We start from the raw sequence: 16,103 nt of genomic DNA, 5'->3' as shown, positions 1-16,103 counted from the left end.
TGCTTATTTTTTTATCTATTTATAAAAAATCAACAATTTTACGGATTGATGTTAAGGTTTTATAATCGTGATTATCCATTGCTTTTTTTGAAACTTTTTCAAACTTCCATTCACTATCAAACGGAACGTGAATAGCATTGGCACCAATTTGTAAAACGGGTAAAACATCCGACTTTAAGGAGTTTCCTATCATTAAAAATTCTTTGGGTTCTATATTTAAATGTTTTAATATTCTAAGATATCCCGCTTCATTTTTTTCACTCATTACCTCTACATGATGAAAGTACTTTAACAGCCCTGAGTTATCTAATTTTTTTTCTTGATCTAACAAATCACCTTTGGTTAACACAATCAATTGATACTTTTGGGATAAGGTTTTTAGTACATTTTCTATATCTGGTAACAATTCTATAGGCTTGGTTAGCATCTCCTTACCGATGTCTAAAATTTGCTGTACAATTTCAGAAGGCAATTGATTATTTGACAATTCTGTGGCACATTGTATCATAGACAGTATACAGCTCTTGATACCGTAACCATACAAAGGGATGTTTCCTGTTATTACCTTATACAATTCTTGATGAATTTTATTTTCGGTTTCGTAATAACGCAATAGCTTAGCAAACTTATTTTCAGCCTCTCTAAAATACGGTTCATTTACCCATAAAGTATCGTCTGCATCAAATGCAATGATTTTATAAGCCATTTTTTACCATTTTTTTGGCTTTCTCTAAATCCTCTGGGGTATCTATTCCTACAACTTTATACGGAGTTTCTACCATTTTCATTTTCATTCCGTGTTCTAAAAATCGGATTCCCTCTAACTTTTCAGTTGCTTCGTTTTGATGCATTTTCATGTTTGGAAAATTGAGCAAAGCAAAACGTCTAAAAGCATAAATACCTATGTGTTTGTAGTACGTTACCTCTACTTCCTTGTCTCTAGGATGTGGTATAGGGGCTCTAGAAAAATACATTGCACACTGGTTGGCATCTAATACAACTTTTACATTATTGGGGTTTACAATTTCCTCCCAATCTTCCATTGTATGCACCAAAGAAGCTACTGCTATTTCTCCATGAATATCGTTTTTAAAGACATTGATTAAATCTTGCAAAGGTTCTTTTCTAGTAAAAGGTTCATCTCCTTGTACATTGATAATAATATCTCCTGAAACAAAATCTGCTGCTTCTGCAATTCTATCGGAACCACATTCATGTTCCTTTACACTCATGATTACATTTCCGCCATGAGCTTCAATTTCTTGCCTTATTTTAATACTATCAGTTACCACGTAAACCTCATCAAACAAACCTGTATTTACAGTAGCTTGATAAGTACGTGTGATTACAGTTTTTCCACAAAGATCTCTTAGTAACTTTTTTGGAAATCTTGATGCCTGCAAACGTGCAGGAATCATTGCTATTACTTTCATAAATAAAGAGTATTATTCTCCCGAATAAGTTACGTAATTTCTAGGAGTCTCGTATAAAGTTATTGCTAATTTTAGATGTTTGGCAATGTGCTTACGCAGTTTGTTCCATATATAGATAGATATGTTTTCTGCGGTGGGATTGGTTTCTTGAAACTCAGGAATTTCTAAGTTTAAATTTTTATGATCTAAAGCATCTTCAACCTCTGTTTTAATCAATCGTTTTAAAACTTTTAAATCCATCACAAAGCCAGTTTCTGGATCTACAGGACCTGTTACAGATACGACTAACTCATAATTATGACCGTGGTAATTGGGATTGCTACATTTTCCAAAAACTTGAAAATTTTTTTCATCGTTCCAATCTTTTCGAAACAATCTATGTGCAGCATTAAAATAAGCAACTCTATGTACTGTTATTTCCATGTTTAATTTCTTCTATCGTCTGGTGGTGCAAATGAATTTCCGATAACTATGTATCCCAACAAAAAAAACAACACAAACTCGGAAAGGATTTCTTTGGGTGCTAAAATTACATAATCTACAAAACCACTACCATATGTTACATAAGAATACACAGCTATGGCAATAGCTGAGAATAAAATTCCTACCAAAAATTTAACTCTAATTCTTTTCCAACTCATTTTGATTTTGGCTGATATATTCGTAAAATTTTTCAAATATGATCAAAAACCAGGCTGTATAAATTTGCGGATTTTTTTGCATGTCTTTTTTTACATCCTCTAATTTCATCCATTTGTACGCTGCGGCTTCCTCAGGATTTAAAGCTGGTTTTTTATTGTAGGTTCCTAGCAACACATAATCAAATTCGTGTTCTGTTAATCCATTATCAAAAGGAGCTTTGTAAATAAAAGAACATACTTCTTTTAAGTTTGTAGAAAAACCCATCTCTTCTTGCAATCTTCTTTTTCCAGCTTGTACGTTCGTTTCTCCTACTTTTTGATGACTGCAGCATGTATTAGTCCACAATAAAGGAGAATGATATTTGTGTGCTGCTCTTTGCTGTAGCATTAACTCGCCTTGATTATTAAAAATAAAAACCGAAAAAGCTCTGTGTAATAAAGCTTTTTCGTGTGCTTCTATTTTTTCCATCACTCCTATTTGTTCATCCTTTTCATTTACAAGTATAACTTGTTCCATTCTTTTTATTTTAGAATTTGAGCAGTATGCTCTTTGGTTTTTACTTTGGCTATTACTTCAATAATTACACCATTTTCGTCTATAACAAAAGTAGTTCTATGAATTCCATCATATTCTTTTCCCATAAACTTTTTAGGTCCCCAAACGCCAAAAGCATTGATAATTTCTTTATCCTCATCAGCCAAAAGAGAAAATGGAAGTTCGTTTTTGTTGGCAAAGTTAAATTGTCTTTTTACAGAATCTGCACTTACTCCAACAACTTCATAACCTTGTGCTAAAAATGTTTGGTAATGATCTCTAAGGTTACAAGCTTCTGTTGTACAACCTGGAGTACTTGCTTTTGGATAAAAGAAAACAACTAACTTTTTCCCTGCAAAATCACTTAATTTTACTTCGTCTCCGTTTTGGTTTGTTGAGGTAAAATTAGGGGCTTTGTCTCCTACTTTTAACATGTTCATCTTTAAATATTTTTAGTTAATACAAATATAGACAAACTGTGTAGCTTGCTAAATTTATTGATAGTATTCTTCTATTTGATAATGATTCTTAAGAAGCTTGAAAAGTTTGTTTGCCATATTTTTTTACTCCTACAACTGCAAACAGCAATGCCAATAAAGGCATAATGGTTAACCATCTGTACAATTGTCCGCCTATATAAGAATAAATTAAAGCAGATATTACAGGAAAACAAGCCATGCATAAAGAATTGATTCCTTCGCTTATTCCCATAATTTCTCCTTGTTTTAACGGATTGGCATTAACAGATATGAGCGAATTGAATACAGGAAAGCACAAAGATAAGCCTAAATTTAATACGTAATAATAGGGTATAAATAGGAGTATTGAGTTGGTTAAAGTAATGGCTATTAGCCCTAAAACACAAAATATAAGGCCTAACACTAAGGTTTTAAATGCTCCCAGTTTCTGAATAAAAAACTTAGACATAAAAGCCTGATTAAAAGACAAGAACAAACCTATAAACAACATAAAATATCCAAGTTCTTTTACATCAAAAGCAAACAAGTCTACCAAGTACAAAGCCATGGTTCCTATATAAAATCCCATCATGGCAGAAAAGAAAAATTTCATAGAAAAAAGTACCTTAATTAAAGGGGACGGTTGTACTTTTTTTATTCTTTTAGGAATGTAAATCATCTCCCAGAAATCGAGCGTGTAAGTTTTGTTTCTTTTCTCTTTAGGGTGTGTTTCTTCTAACCATTTAAAAATCGTAAATAAGGTAACACTTGATATAAGCACAGAAGTAATTAAAGTGCCTTTGTACCCAAGAGAGGTTGCTGCAGTTATTCCTCCTAATCCAGGCCCTACAATCATTCCTATTCCTGCAATCCCCCCCAAATAGCCAAAAATATACGATTTTTCTTGTTTGGTAGTCAAGTCGCTCACATAAGCATTGGCTACAGAAGAATTTCCTCCTGTAATTCCATCCAATATTCTAGACAGAGCCACAATCCACAAAGGAAAAGCAAATCCCCAAATAGAAAAATCAGGAAGCAATAAAGCAATGATAAAAACAATCCAGCTAAGTAAAGTTCCTGCCTGACTTAGCAACAATATGGGTTTTCTTCCATATACATCAGACATGGAACCTAGCCACGGAGCACCAATAAATTGAAATGCACTATACAAAGTAATTAACAATCCAAACACCCATTTTGGAGCTTGGTAACTTTGCACAATAAAAGGTAAAATAGGCATTAATAAGCTAAAACCTAAAACGTTTACAAAGGTTAACAAATACGCTGGAATAAACTTTTTTATCATGTGGGTAAATATAGAGAATTACCTAGCAAAAAGTCTGTTTTTACAGGCCATATCTGTTGTTTGTTTTTTCATTTTTATACTATGTTTGATTTGTTTATTTTTATCAACATGCATCAAATCACCCATATAGATGACAACAACTCAAATAAAACTAATTTTCAACACCTTTTTATTATTTATTGTTGCTACTAAAAGCCATGCACAACAATTTAAAAGGATTGAATTTTCTTCAGGACTTGGTATTTTACAAGATAATAATAGTGTTTCTACTGCTGATATAGATTTGGACAATGATTTAGATTTATTTGTGGTTTCTAAACACAAAGACAAAAATGGAATAAACAAAACTAATAGTCGATTATTTAGAAATGAAAACAATGGTAAGTTTGTTGATATTACTGCATCTTCGGGGCTTACAGAATTGTATCCTTACGATGGTATAGACGATTCTGAATTGAGCAAAGTAGGTTTGGAAGGTTACAAATTTGGTTCTTTTTGGGGAGACTACAATAACGATGGTTTTCCTGATTTGCTACTTACTCATAACAAAAAAGTACAACTATTTAAAAATCAAAAAGATGGAACTTTTACAGAAGTAACCAATGCTGCTGGAATTACAAAAAACAATGGTTGTAACAACACAGGAGCTACTTGGTTTGATTATAATAATGATGGTTTTTTAGACCTATTTATAAACGACTGGAAAGGTTGCAATCAAAATACCTTTTACGAAAATAATGGAGATGGTACTTTTAAAAACATTACTCAAAAAACAAACAGCTTACCTACAGATCAACACCCTAGCTACACAATGTTTCCTTTTGATTTTAACAAAGATAACCTGCTAGATTTATACATTTCTAATGACTTAAAAAAAGAGAATGGTCTATATATAAACAAAAAAACGAAGTTTACCGAGGAGGCTAGCAACTATGGATTAAACAATACAATGGATGATATGGCAATTGTTATGAATGACTTTAATCTAGATGGTCATTTTGATTTTTTTATTACAGGAATTAATGAAAATATTCTTTTAAAAAACAACGGTTTCCAACAGTTTTCTGATGTTACAAATAACAATAGAATTACCATTCCCGAAGAAGTTGAATGGCCTGGCTATTGGTCCTGGGGTTGCACCTTTGATGATTTTGATTTGGATGGTGATGAGGATATTGTTATTGCAAATGGTTCTTCTTTTGGAAAACCGTTAAAAAACATGTATTTCCAAAATCAACATCAACAAGGTTTTTCCTTTTTTACAGAACTTAGCCAAACAATAGGTTTTGAAGAAACTTCCATTAGCTCCGAAGTCTTAAGTTTTGATTACGATAATGATGGGGATCTAGACTTGCTTATTACCAACTCATTTTCTAAACCTTATTTTTTCCAAAATCAAACTATTAATAGCGAAGACACTTCCTATACTTGGGTTAAAATTCATCTACAAGGTACTACATCTAATAAAAATGCTTATGGCACAGAAATTACTCTAAAAACAAAAGACAACCTATACAAACGATATTATAACGGAGTAAGTTTTATTTCACAAAGTATAAAACCTGTCCATTTTGGTCTAGGAGGCGATAAAAAAATATTGGAAATACAAATCAAATGGCCATCTGGCATTATAGAAACTTATCAAGATTTAGATAGCAATCAAGAATATAAATTTATCGAAGCACAAGGTTATCAATCATTGGCTATTAATTCATCAAAAAAAATAAAAGGGTGTACAGACCCTAACTCTTGTACCTACAATCCGCTAGCTACAGATGATGATGGTTCTTGTACGTACCTATCTAATTCTACCATACAAGGAGCTACAAACTCCACATTCTTAAAAGAAGAAACCTATACGTATCCTGCTTTAGAAAACGTTAAATTTAACTGGAATGTTCAAGGAGGAACCATAATTAAAGGGCATGGAACCCATCAAATTACAGTAAAGTGGGAATTAGAAAAAACAGGAAAAGTAGCTGTTGTTACTACCAATAACAATTGTACTTCTAAAGAAACTATATTAGACGTAAGTTTATCTGCCAATACCCAAGAAAAGAACAGCAGTATTGCTCGTTTGTGGAACGAAGCTCTACTTACAGCCATACGAAACGATTATGCTAGACCTACAGTACACGCAAGAAATTTATTTCATTCATCCATTGCTATGTACGATGCTTGGGCTATTTTTTCACCTACAGCTACCCCCTATTTAATAGGAAACACCGTTCATCATTTTTCAAGTAATTTTGATGGCTTTGACATTTCTACTCAAAATGATGAAAACAGAAAAAAAGCTATTTCTTTTGCCCTCTACCGTTTGTTAACTCATCGGTTTAAAAATTCTCCTGGAGCAGCTGTTAGTTTAGAAAAATTTGACCTTTTGATGCAAGAATTCAATTATAACACCGAAAATACTTGTGTAGATTACCAAAATGGTGATGCAGCTTGTTTGGGAAATTATATTGCACAACAAATCATTCAATTTGGATTTACTGACGGTTCTAACGAAGAGAACGATTATCGTAATAAAAAGTATTTCCCTACAAATAAAGAGCTAGTGCTGAGTGACCGAGCAGACAACCTAAAAATTAACGATCCCAATAGATGGCAACCCTTAGCTTTTACTAAGTTTATAGACCAAAGTGGAAATGTATCTAAAAGTACCCCTGACTTTTTAAGTCCAGAATGGGGGAATGTAATTCCTTTTTCATTGACCGAAGCAGATAAAAGTACTTTAGTGCGTAATGGAACTACTTATTATGCGTATCACTTGCCCGATACTCCGCCACAACTAGATACTTTACAAAATACCACAAACAGTCGCATGTACAAGTGGAACTTTTCTTTGGTCTCTTTATGGAGTTCTCATTTAGACCCTGATGATGGAGTATTGATTGATATTTCACCCGCTTCTATTGGTAATATTTCTATAGATGAAATGCCCCTTTCATACCAAGACTACCCTTTATTTTATAAAGACGAAAAGGGAGGAGATATCAGTAAAGGACATTCCATTAACCCCTACACTCAACAACCTTATCAACAACAAATAGTTCCCAAAGCAGATTACGCCAGAGTTTTAGCTGAGTTTTGGGCAGATGGCCCCGATTCTGAAACTCCACCTGGACATTGGTTTACAATCTTAAACCACGTAAGCGACCATGCTTTGTTAGAAAAAAAATGGAATGGCACAGGCAACGTCCTCTCTGACTTAGAATGGGATATAAAATCTTATTTTGTTCTAGCAGGTGCTATGCACGATGCTGCTATATCTGCATGGAGTATTAAAGGTTGGATGGACTATGTAAGACCTATTTCAGCAATTAGATACATGGCTAAATTAGGACAAAGTAGTAACCCTGAATTAGATCGCTATCATCCTGGTGGAATTCCTTTAAAAGAAGGTTTTATTGAATTGGTTAAAGAAGGGGATCCTTTAAGTGGATTTGACAATAGAAATGTGGGAAAAATAAAAGTAAAAGCTTGGAGAGGGCACGACTACATTCAGAATCCTAAAGAAGATATAGCTGGTGTAGGTTGGATTTTAGCTAAAAATTGGTGGCCTTATCAAAGACCCTCTTTTGTAACTCCTCCTTTTGCTGGTTTTGTTTCAGGACATTCTACCTTTTCTAGAGCTGCTGCCGAAGTGTTGACTTTGATTACAGGAGATCCATTTTTTCCAGGAGGTATCGGAGAGTTTGTTGCTAAAAAAGATGAGTTTTTAGTTTTTGAAAAAGGACCATCGGTAGATGTCACCTTACAATGGGCAACCTACAGAGATGCATCAGATCAAACTAGTTTGTCTAGAATTTGGGGAGGAATTCACCCTCCTGCTGATGACATACCTGGTCGATTGATTGGAGAAAAAGTAGGAAAAGCTGGTTATCAGTATGCTTTGCCTTATTTTGATGGTAGCCATCAGGAAACCAAAAACACCAACGACTTTATAATTAGTCCCAATCCAGTAAACACCAACCAAATACAGATATTGAATTCTGAACAAACAGATACATTTACCTTATTTTCTATACAAGGACAAGCACATCCTACAAAAAAAATAGAATACAACTCTACAAACAAAAGCACTGTGCTATCTTTACCCGAAAATATGAGCTCTGGTATTTATTATTTAAAAATAAATGGCCGTAGCAAACCCCTAATTGTAATTAAGTAATGATGACCAAACAAGAAAAAGTAAATTTTGTAATCAACACTTTAGAAAATCTTTATCCAGAAACTCCTATTCCGTTAGATCATAAAGACCCTTACACACTACTAATAGCCGTATTGATGTCTGCACAAAGTACCGATGCTCGCGTAAACACCATTACACCTTTATTGTTTGAAAAAGCAGACAATCCCTACGATATGGTAAAGCTAACAGTAGATGAAATCCGTGAAATCATTAAGCCTGTAGGATTGTCTCCAATGAAATCAAAAGGAATTCACGGCCTATCTCAAATTTTGATAGACAAACACGATGGACAAGTACCCGCTAATTTTAAAGATTTAGAAGCCTTGCCTGCTGTAGGACATAAAACGGCAAGTGTTGTTATGAGTCAAGCCTTTAACATTCCCGCTTTTGCTGTAGACACCCACATACACCGTTTGATGTTTCGTTGGGGGTTAAGTAATGGAAAAAGTGTAGAGCAGACTGAAAAAGATGCAAAACGTTTGTTCCCTGAACATACTTGGAACAAGTTGCATTTACAAATTATTTATTACGGACGTGAATACTCTCCTGCTCGTGGTTGGAATTTAGAAAATGATATCATCACCAAAACTATTGGAAGGAAAACTGTTTTGAAAGAATATGATAAGAAGCAAAAAAAATGATGTGTAAAATTTACACCTGTTGGGTAATTTTTACACATCAAAAAGGTAAAACATTTTATCAATTCTTGTCCAAACGGACATTTTTTAAATAAGTACTCTTGGCTATTTCAAAAGATTGAGAATACTTTAACAAATAAGAAACTACCTCTGGTGATGGCTTTTCCTGAGTTAGTTTTTTTCTTTTTAATAAATAATCTAAGTAGTTTTTAATCATCTCTATAGTTCGTAACATTCCTTATATCAACGGAATTAGAGATGTATTATTGCACTAATTGGACAGAACAATTTCTTTATCCTGAATAATCTTTCTTAAATTAAGCAATGCATATCGCATTCTACCTAGTGATGTATTGATACTAACGTTGGTTTGTTCTGCAATTTCTTTAAAACTTAACCCCATAAATATCCTCATTTTCAACACATTTTGTTGGTCTTTAGGTAAGTTTTCTACCATTTCTAGTATTTGTTGTAGTGTTTCTTCTTCCTCTACTTTACTAGCTCCTGCATCATCTTCAATTCCTAAAAAGTCTAGCACATCATATGTTTCAGAAGCATATTGTGTTTTTTTCCTTTGCTTACTACGGTAGTAATCCATCGTTAGGTTGTGTGCAATTCTTAAAGCCCATGGTAAAAACTTTCCTTCTTCGTTGTATTTACCTCTTTTTAAAGTGTTTATAATTTTTACAAACGTATCTTGAAAAAGGTCATTTGCCAACTCTTTATCTGCCGTTTTAGACAAAATAAATCCAAATATTTTTTGTTGATGTCTCTCTATCAATACAGCCAAACAAGCTTCGTTCCCTTTACAGTATTCCGATACCAGCTGTCCATCTCTTAAATCCGCTAATGAATAATTCATAATCTTTTTTTTTGAGTTAAGTAATTTTGTTTCTATAGCTATGGATTAAATGTTCTTTTTAAGTGGTTACAAAAAATATACCACAACAACATAAAAAAAGCGATTCGCTATGAACGAATCGCTTTCTTTTATAAGTTTTTTTGTCTGTTATTGAACTGGTTTAAAAACACGAATCCAATCTACCTTCATATCGTTGTTTTTGGTAGGATCTTTTAAGTCTATATCTCTTGGCATACGTCCTGCTTTTGCGTGCCAGTCCTGAGCCTCTACATTAATAATAATATCCAATTCCTTAGTATAACCTTTTCCTCCTTGATATGCATAAGGATCAATAATACTTACAGTAGAAATATCACTAGCTTTTTGAAGCAAATTCATATCAAACTCTTGCGATGTAGCAGTTTGAGTGATTTTTTGTTTTCCTTGTTTTACATCTAATTTACCATTGGTCATTGTAGGGTAGCCATATTCCCACACTCCATTAACTTTGGTTGCTACTGCATTGTGATGCAATACTCGCATCAATTCTCCATCAATATAATGTTCAAAATGAAAAGGAGTTTTCCAGTACACACCTGCTCTTACATACCTTCTTTTTCCATTTACCTCATTGCAATATTCCCCCCAGCTATCGACACCTTTTCTTTGAATCCAAGCTCCCTTATCTCTAGGTTGATAATCCGTAAAAGGTTTTCTAATAAACGAGTGGTTGCTTACGTGAATGGATTTAGCAAAATAAGCATTTCCAGGCTCCTTACCTCCGTAACATTCTATAATATCTATTTCTTGTGTGGCATCAGGGCTTAGCAACCAAACATCTGAGGCCAATGCTAAATTGGTTACACTAACTTTTGCTTCTATAAACACAGGATATTTTACTTTGTTGGTAGAGGTTATACACCCTGTACTAATTCCACTGTTTGGCATATTCATTTTTACAGATTTCGCAATAGGATTCGATTCTTTCGCTTGATTCCATCGGTCTGATTTAATAATCAAGTCACTTCCATCTACAGAAATTTTATCATATTTCCAATAAGTAACTCCTGGTCCATCCCAAGCAGCATGGTAAAAGTTTTTCCATTTGTTTCCTCCAAAATTCACCAAAGCATTTACGGGTTTAAACTCATAATTAAAATCATCAGAAAGGTTCGATTGCAATTCCCATTTTTCATTGGCTAAATAATTTGGTATTGGAGTCTGCTGTAATTCGCTTTCTTTTGTGTTGTTTTTTTCTTTAGTAGCAACTGTACTTTTTTTATTACTTCCGCAAGCACCTAACATCAGTACCAAAACGAATACTGTTATTTTTTGTAATTTCATTTTTTTGATTTTTTTAGCTGTTTCCAAAATTAGATGCCATGCATAAAAACAACAGTTACAGATTCGCATAATGCTAGAACAAATCAATTGATAGATTTTTTATCAATGAGTCTAGTCATTCCTAAAATCAAATATTATAATTTTACAAGTCAAGAAAACTAGACATGATTCAGACATTAGAGCAATTATCAAGTAAAGAGTATATTCTTATTAAAGGTGCAGGTTTGCACAACCTAAAAAATATTGATGTAGCCATTCCTAGAAACAAACTTGTTGTTATTACAGGTCTTTCGGGTTCTGGAAAATCAAGTTTAGCTTTTGATACCTTATACGCTGAAGGACAACGTAGGTATGTAGAAAGTTTATCATCTTATGCTCGTCAGTTTTTAGGAAAATTAAACAAACCTAAGGTAGATTATATCAAGGGAATTGCTCCTGCCATAGCCATAGAACAAAAAGTAAACTCTTCTAATCCACGTTCTACTGTAGGAACTACTACCGAAATTTACGACTATTTAAAACTGCTATATGCTCGTATAGGTAAAACTATTTCTCCTATTTCAGGAAATGAAGTAAAAAAAGAAACTGTTTCTGATGTTATTCAATACTTAAAATCTTTAGAAGAGCGTAGCAAACTTTTACTACTTGCCCCCTACGATTTAGGAGATAGAGATTCAGAAAAAGCTATGCAAATTTTGGTACAACAAGGATATGCCAGAATTAAAGTTGATAATGAAACTTACCGAATTGAAGAAGTAGATCATTCTAAAATAAGTAGTAAAACAAAGCTTTTTTTAGTTGTTGATAGAATCGTTATTAAAAATGATGATGATTACTACAACCGCCTAGCAGATTCTATTCAAACAGCATTCTACGAAGGAAAAGGGATGTGTATTATAGAACACCTATCCGATCATAACCGTCGCGAGTTTAGTAACAAATTTGAACTGGATGGAATGACTTTTCTAGAACCCAATACACATTTTTTTAGTTTTAACAACCCTTACGGAGCTTGTCCTACTTGCGAGGGTTATGGAAATGTTATAGGAATTGATGAAGACTTAGTTATTCCCAATACCTCTTTGTCTATTTACGAAGATTGTATTGCTCCATGGAAAAGCGGAAGCAGCTCGGAATACAAAAAACAATTGGTTAAACATGCTTTTGAATACGATATTCCCATTCACAAGCCCTGGTTTCAACTAACAGAAGCTCAAAAAGAACTGGTATGGAACGGAACCAAACATTTTGAAGGAATTCAAGATTTTTTTAACTATTTGGAAGAAAAAAGCTACAAAATACAGTTCCGTGTAATGCTTTCTCGCTATCGCGGAAAAACCAAATGTACTACATGTAAAGGAACCCGTTTACGTCCAGAGACCAACAATGTATTTGTTGGTAATAAAACATTAAATCAGCTTATCAACCTACCTATTGATGAACTTTCTGTATTTATGAAAGAATTATCGCTAAACGAATACGATGCTGCAATTGCTAAAAGATTGCTGGTAGAGATTCACAACCGATTGGGATTTTTAGACAAAGTAGGTTTGGGCTACTTAACCTTAAACAGAGCTTCTAACACACTATCAGGAGGAGAAAGTCAGCGAATCAACCTAGCCACATCTTTGGGAAGTAGTTTGGTAGGGTCTATGTATATTTTAGATGAACCCAGTATTGGCTTGCATCCAAAAGACAGCTTAAAATTAATTGAAGTATTAAAACAATTACGAGATTTAGGAAATACGGTGATTGTAGTTGAACATGACGAAGATATTATGAAACAGGCAGACTACATTATTGATATAGGTCCCAACGCAGGAGTATTTGGAGGTGAATTGGTTGCACAAGGTACTTATGATGAAATTTTAAAAACCCATACCCATACAGCCAATTATTTAAGTGGTAAAGAAGAAATTTCTATTCCTAAAAAAAGAAGAACTTCTAAGCACAACATACAAGTACATGGAGCCAGAGAAAACAACCTAAAAAATATAGATGTAACCATTCCCTTACGTTGTTTAACTGTAATTACAGGAGTTTCTGGTAGTGGTAAAAGTACTTTGGTAAGAGACATTATATACCCATCCATACAAAAACACTTGTTTGGAATGGGAGATAAAATTGGACAAGTAACCGAAGTCAATGGGGATTTAGACAGTCTAAAAAATATTCAATTTATCGATCAAAACCCTATCGGTAAATCTTCTCGATCCAACCCTGTAACCTACATCAAAGCTTACGATGATATTCGTGCACTTTTTGCCAACGAAAAGCTCTCAAAAATAAGAAATTACCAACCCAAGCATTTTTCTTTTAATGTAGATGGTGGTCGATGTGATACCTGTAAAGGAGAAGGTGAAGTTACTATAGAAATGCAGTTTATGGCAGATGTACACTTGCCTTGTGAAGTTTGTGAAGGAAAACGTTTTCAGAAAGAAGTACTAGAAGTTAAATTCCACGATAAAAACATAGATGACATACTTAGCTTATCTATAGATCAGGCAATTTCCTTTTTTAAGCAACACAAGCAAACTAAAATTAGCAATAAACTTCAACCTTTGCAAGATGTAGGCTTAGGATACGTTGCTTTAGGACAATCTTCATCAACCTTATCTGGCGGAGAGGCACAACGTATAAAGCTAGCTTCGTACTTAGTTAAAGGAAGTAGGCAAGAACCTACCTTATTTATTTTTGATGAACCTACCACAGGGCTTCATTTTCATGATATAAAAAAATTACTATCCTCTATGAATGCTTTAATAGACAACGGACATTCTTTAATTGTGATAGAACACAACATCGACTTTATAAAATGTGCCGACTACATTGTTGATATAGGAAAAGACGGAGGTAAAAAAGGAGGAAATCTTTTATTTTCAGGAACCCCCGAGGATCTTGTAAACCACAAAGACTCTTACACTGCTTCTTTTTTAAGAGATAAAATTTAAAAACAAAGGCTATCAAAAAAATGATAGCCTTTGTTTTTTTTACTGAATAGATCTAAAATACTTAACCTTTTGCTTGGCTAGTTTTAGCTTATTTTTTTCATTCTCTATGGATTGTTTTACGGTATCTAACAAAGGATTTGCTTTTTTACTATTGGCAAAAAATCCTAAATTATTCTCTAACTGTTTCAAATCTTTAGTAACAGCATCTACTTCTTTTCTTAGTAGATCGTACTCGTCATAAAGTTTTTTACTATCAATTGCTTTCCAATATGCCAATTTTAATTGATACACTACAAAGTCAGCTTTTTCTTTAGGCAACTCTAAGGATTTTTCTATTGTTTGATAAATATCCTGATCAATCTTGTTTTTCTGAGAAGGTACCAAACCTATTTCCAACCACTCTTTTACAACATCTTTGTACGTATCTATATTGATTTCTTTCTCGGTCAAGGTTTCAAAAAAAGCAAGTTTAGATTCGTAGTTTTTTTGTTCTTCTGGAGTTCCTTCTTTTTTTACATTGTTTAGCCTATCAAAATACGCATCACAATTGTTCTTAAACTCATTCCATAAAGCATCGGCTTGTTTTCTTGGTACAAAACCTAACTTTTTCCACTCTGCTTGTATTCTTTTAAACGTCTCTGTTGCAGATTGAAAATCTTCTGAATCCTTCCAGTTCTTTGCCTCAGCAATCAATTCTTTTCTTTTAGCGATCGCATCAGCTTGTGCCTTTTTTTGCTCTCTAAAAAAGTCATTTTTTGCATGGTTAAATACTTTAGTTGCTTCTTTAAAACTGTTCCAAACTTCTGCCGTTTTATTTTTGGGAATGTTTCCTATTGCCAAAAACTGCTCTTTTAAAACCTCAAATGCATCAATGCTTTTTCTCCAATCATTGAAACTTCTATTTTTACTAAAATCAAAATTTCTGATTTCTTCTATTTTTTCTAGCTTGCTTTGTAGGTTTTCTTCTTCAACCTTTTTTAACTCGTTAACAAAAGCTACTCTTTTTTGATGAATTTGATTTGTAATTTCTGAAAACTCTTGCCAAACAGGCTCTCTAAACTCTTTAGAAACAGGTCCTGTTTCTTCTTTCCACAATCTGTGTAAAATCTGCAATTCGTTAAAAGCAAACTGAATATCTGTATGAGTTGCCAATTCTTTTGCTTTTTCTATAATTTGTTGTTTGGCTTCTAAATTGCGTTTAAAGTCAATTTCTCTTAAATCTTTGTTTAGGTGTAGTAAGTCATAAAATTGCTCTACATACAAATGGTAATTCCCCCAAGTTTCTTGATACTTATCAGACGGAATGTTTCCTATTTCTTTCCAGTCTGTCATTAATTGTTGAAAGTCTTTGTATGAGTTTGAAACATCTCCTTGCTCTACCAAAGCTTTAATTGCTGCAATAATCTGTAATCTTTTAGACAAATTATTTTCTAGCTCTTTATTTAACTGTGCCTGATGTGCTTTCTTTTTATTCAGAAAAGTTTTCCATAGCTCTTTAAAAGTAACTTGTATAGGATTTGGATATTGAAACTCTTCTTCCTTACCTCCTGCTGCAATAAAATCTTCTTTAGCTTGTGCTACCTCTTCATTGTATTGCAAATAAAATGCGGCTCTTATAGCGTTAGCATCTTCTTTTATATCTGTTATTTGCTTTTCCTCAATTAATGTTCGCAGTGTATTTACTAAATCATCCAAAGACAAGGTTTTATAATCTTTAGATTGAATCTCATTCTCCATGATAGGTTCCATTATTGTATT

At 33.4% G+C, this 16,103-nt stretch carries 14 protein-coding genes; 3 read left to right on the top strand and 11 right to left on the bottom strand.

The genetic code is table 11. From position 1 onward, the window contains the following. Window positions 1-19: 19 nt before the first annotated feature. The 7 genes from FS85_RS0106805 to FS85_RS16095 form a co-directional block, all read right to left on the bottom strand. Window positions 20-706: an HAD family hydrolase gene (locus tag FS85_RS0106805; protein ID WP_010135380.1), complete on the bottom strand. Its 687-nt coding sequence runs from the start codon at window positions 704-706 to the stop codon at window positions 20-22. Next, entirely contained in the window at window positions 696-1,433 is a 738-nt protein-coding gene (gene kdsB / locus FS85_RS0106800) for a 3-deoxy-manno-octulosonate cytidylyltransferase (RefSeq protein WP_010135378.1), read from the bottom strand. Before kdsB ends, FS85_RS0106805 begins: the two co-directional genes overlap by 11 nt. Before the next feature lie 12 nt (window positions 1,434-1,445). Then, window positions 1,446-1,856 carry a 6-pyruvoyl trahydropterin synthase family protein gene (locus FS85_RS0106795; RefSeq protein WP_010135376.1) on the bottom strand — a complete coding sequence of 137 codons (411 nt, stop codon included), beginning with the start codon at window positions 1,854-1,856 and terminating at the stop codon, window positions 1,446-1,448. A gap of 2 nt (window positions 1,857-1,858) precedes the next feature. Then, window positions 1,859-2,074 (bottom strand): hypothetical protein, encoded by a 216-nt coding sequence (locus tag FS85_RS0106790; RefSeq protein ID WP_010135375.1) that lies wholly within the window; start codon window positions 2,072-2,074, stop codon window positions 1,859-1,861. After that, a complete protein-coding gene (gene idi / locus FS85_RS0106785) occupies window positions 2,055-2,591 on the bottom strand; it encodes an isopentenyl-diphosphate Delta-isomerase (RefSeq protein ID WP_010135374.1) in 537 nt (178 codons plus the stop codon). Before idi ends, FS85_RS0106790 begins: the two co-directional genes overlap by 20 nt. Window positions 2,592-2,596: 5 nt before the next feature. Further along, complete coding sequence (bcp, locus tag FS85_RS0106780) at window positions 2,597-3,049, bottom strand: thioredoxin-dependent thiol peroxidase (protein ID WP_010135373.1); 453 nt, start codon at window positions 3,047-3,049, stop codon at window positions 2,597-2,599. Between the two features lie 88 nt (window positions 3,050-3,137). After that, window positions 3,138-4,373 carry an MFS transporter gene (locus FS85_RS16095; RefSeq protein WP_010135372.1) on the bottom strand — a complete coding sequence of 412 codons (1,236 nt, stop codon included), beginning with the start codon at window positions 4,371-4,373 and terminating at the stop codon, window positions 3,138-3,140. A 130-nt stretch (window positions 4,374-4,503) separates the two neighbouring features. On the opposite strand from FS85_RS16095, the gene FS85_RS0106765 reads away from it, so the two are divergent. Next, a complete protein-coding gene (locus tag FS85_RS0106765) occupies window positions 4,504-8,550 on the top strand; it encodes an FG-GAP-like repeat-containing protein (RefSeq protein WP_010135371.1) in 4,047 nt (1,348 codons plus the stop codon). A gap of 2 nt (window positions 8,551-8,552) precedes the next feature. Then, complete coding sequence (locus tag FS85_RS0106760) at window positions 8,553-9,212, top strand: endonuclease III domain-containing protein (RefSeq protein ID WP_029489313.1); 660 nt, start codon at window positions 8,553-8,555, stop codon at window positions 9,210-9,212. 58 nt (window positions 9,213-9,270) lie between these two features. On the opposite strand, the gene FS85_RS16725 is transcribed toward FS85_RS0106760, so the two are convergent. The 3 genes from FS85_RS16725 to FS85_RS0106745 form a co-directional block, all read right to left on the bottom strand. Next, window positions 9,271-9,426 carry a hypothetical protein gene (locus FS85_RS16725; protein WP_160162392.1) on the bottom strand — a complete coding sequence of 52 codons (156 nt, stop codon included), beginning with the start codon at window positions 9,424-9,426 and terminating at the stop codon, window positions 9,271-9,273. A gap of 54 nt (window positions 9,427-9,480) precedes the next feature. Then, window positions 9,481-10,071, bottom strand: a complete 591-nt coding sequence (locus FS85_RS0106750) for an RNA polymerase sigma factor (RefSeq protein ID WP_010135369.1) — start codon at window positions 10,069-10,071, stop codon at window positions 9,481-9,483. 147 nt (window positions 10,072-10,218) lie between these two features. Beyond that, window positions 10,219-11,394 (bottom strand): LamG domain-containing protein, encoded by a 1,176-nt coding sequence (locus FS85_RS0106745; RefSeq protein ID WP_010135368.1) that lies wholly within the window; start codon window positions 11,392-11,394, stop codon window positions 10,219-10,221. Between the two features lie 164 nt (window positions 11,395-11,558). On the opposite strand from FS85_RS0106745, the gene uvrA reads away from it, so the two are divergent. Further along, window positions 11,559-14,345 (top strand): excinuclease ABC subunit UvrA, encoded by a 2,787-nt coding sequence (gene uvrA / locus FS85_RS0106740; RefSeq protein ID WP_010135367.1) that lies wholly within the window; start codon window positions 11,559-11,561, stop codon window positions 14,343-14,345. 39 nt (window positions 14,346-14,384) lie between these two features. Here the strand turns inward: uvrA and FS85_RS0106735 are convergent, their stop codons facing one another. Continuing rightward, a complete protein-coding gene (locus FS85_RS0106735; RefSeq protein WP_010135366.1) occupies window positions 14,385-16,094 on the bottom strand; it encodes a DUF349 domain-containing protein in 1,710 nt (569 codons plus the stop codon). Window positions 16,095-16,103 lie beyond the last annotated feature (9 nt).

This window comes from Ochrovirga pacifica (assembly GCF_000220525.1).
In the GTDB taxonomy this organism is placed as follows: Bacteria; Bacteroidota; Bacteroidia; order Flavobacteriales; family Flavobacteriaceae; genus Ochrovirga; species Ochrovirga pacifica.
This window is presented reverse-complemented; position numbering and strand designations above follow the sequence as displayed.

Bases quoted from the DNA above. Each gene is read 5' to 3' on its own strand.
- FS85_RS0106805 (WP_010135380.1), bottom strand. From the start codon at position 706: ATGGCTTATAAAATCATTGCATTTGATGCAGACGATACTTTATGGGTA.
- kdsB (WP_010135378.1), bottom strand. From the start codon at position 1,433: ATGAAAGTAATAGCAATGATTCCTGCACGTTTGCAGGCATCAAGATTT.
- FS85_RS0106795 (WP_010135376.1), bottom strand. From the start codon at position 1,856: ATGGAAATAACAGTACATAGAGTTGCTTATTTTAATGCTGCACATAGA.
- FS85_RS0106790 (WP_010135375.1), bottom strand. From the start codon at position 2,074: ATGAGTTGGAAAAGAATTAGAGTTAAATTTTTGGTAGGAATTTTATTC.
- idi (WP_010135374.1), bottom strand. From the start codon at position 2,591: ATGGAACAAGTTATACTTGTAAATGAAAAGGATGAACAAATAGGAGTG.
- bcp (WP_010135373.1), bottom strand. From the start codon at position 3,049: ATGAACATGTTAAAAGTAGGAGACAAAGCCCCTAATTTTACCTCAACA.
- FS85_RS16095 (WP_010135372.1), bottom strand. From the start codon at position 4,373: ATGATAAAAAAGTTTATTCCAGCGTATTTGTTAACCTTTGTAAACGTT.
- FS85_RS0106765 (WP_010135371.1), top strand. From the start codon at position 4,504: ATGACAACAACTCAAATAAAACTAATTTTCAACACCTTTTTATTATTT.
- FS85_RS0106760 (WP_029489313.1), top strand. From the start codon at position 8,553: ATGACCAAACAAGAAAAAGTAAATTTTGTAATCAACACTTTAGAAAAT.
- FS85_RS16725 (WP_160162392.1), bottom strand. From the start codon at position 9,426: ATGATTAAAAACTACTTAGATTATTTATTAAAAAGAAAAAAACTAACT.
- FS85_RS0106750 (WP_010135369.1), bottom strand. From the start codon at position 10,071: ATGAATTATTCATTAGCGGATTTAAGAGATGGACAGCTGGTATCGGAA.
- FS85_RS0106745 (WP_010135368.1), bottom strand. From the start codon at position 11,394: ATGAAATTACAAAAAATAACAGTATTCGTTTTGGTACTGATGTTAGGT.
- uvrA (WP_010135367.1), top strand. From the start codon at position 11,559: ATGATTCAGACATTAGAGCAATTATCAAGTAAAGAGTATATTCTTATT.
- FS85_RS0106735 (WP_010135366.1), bottom strand. From the start codon at position 16,094: ATGGAACCTATCATGGAGAATGAGATTCAATCTAAAGATTATAAAACC.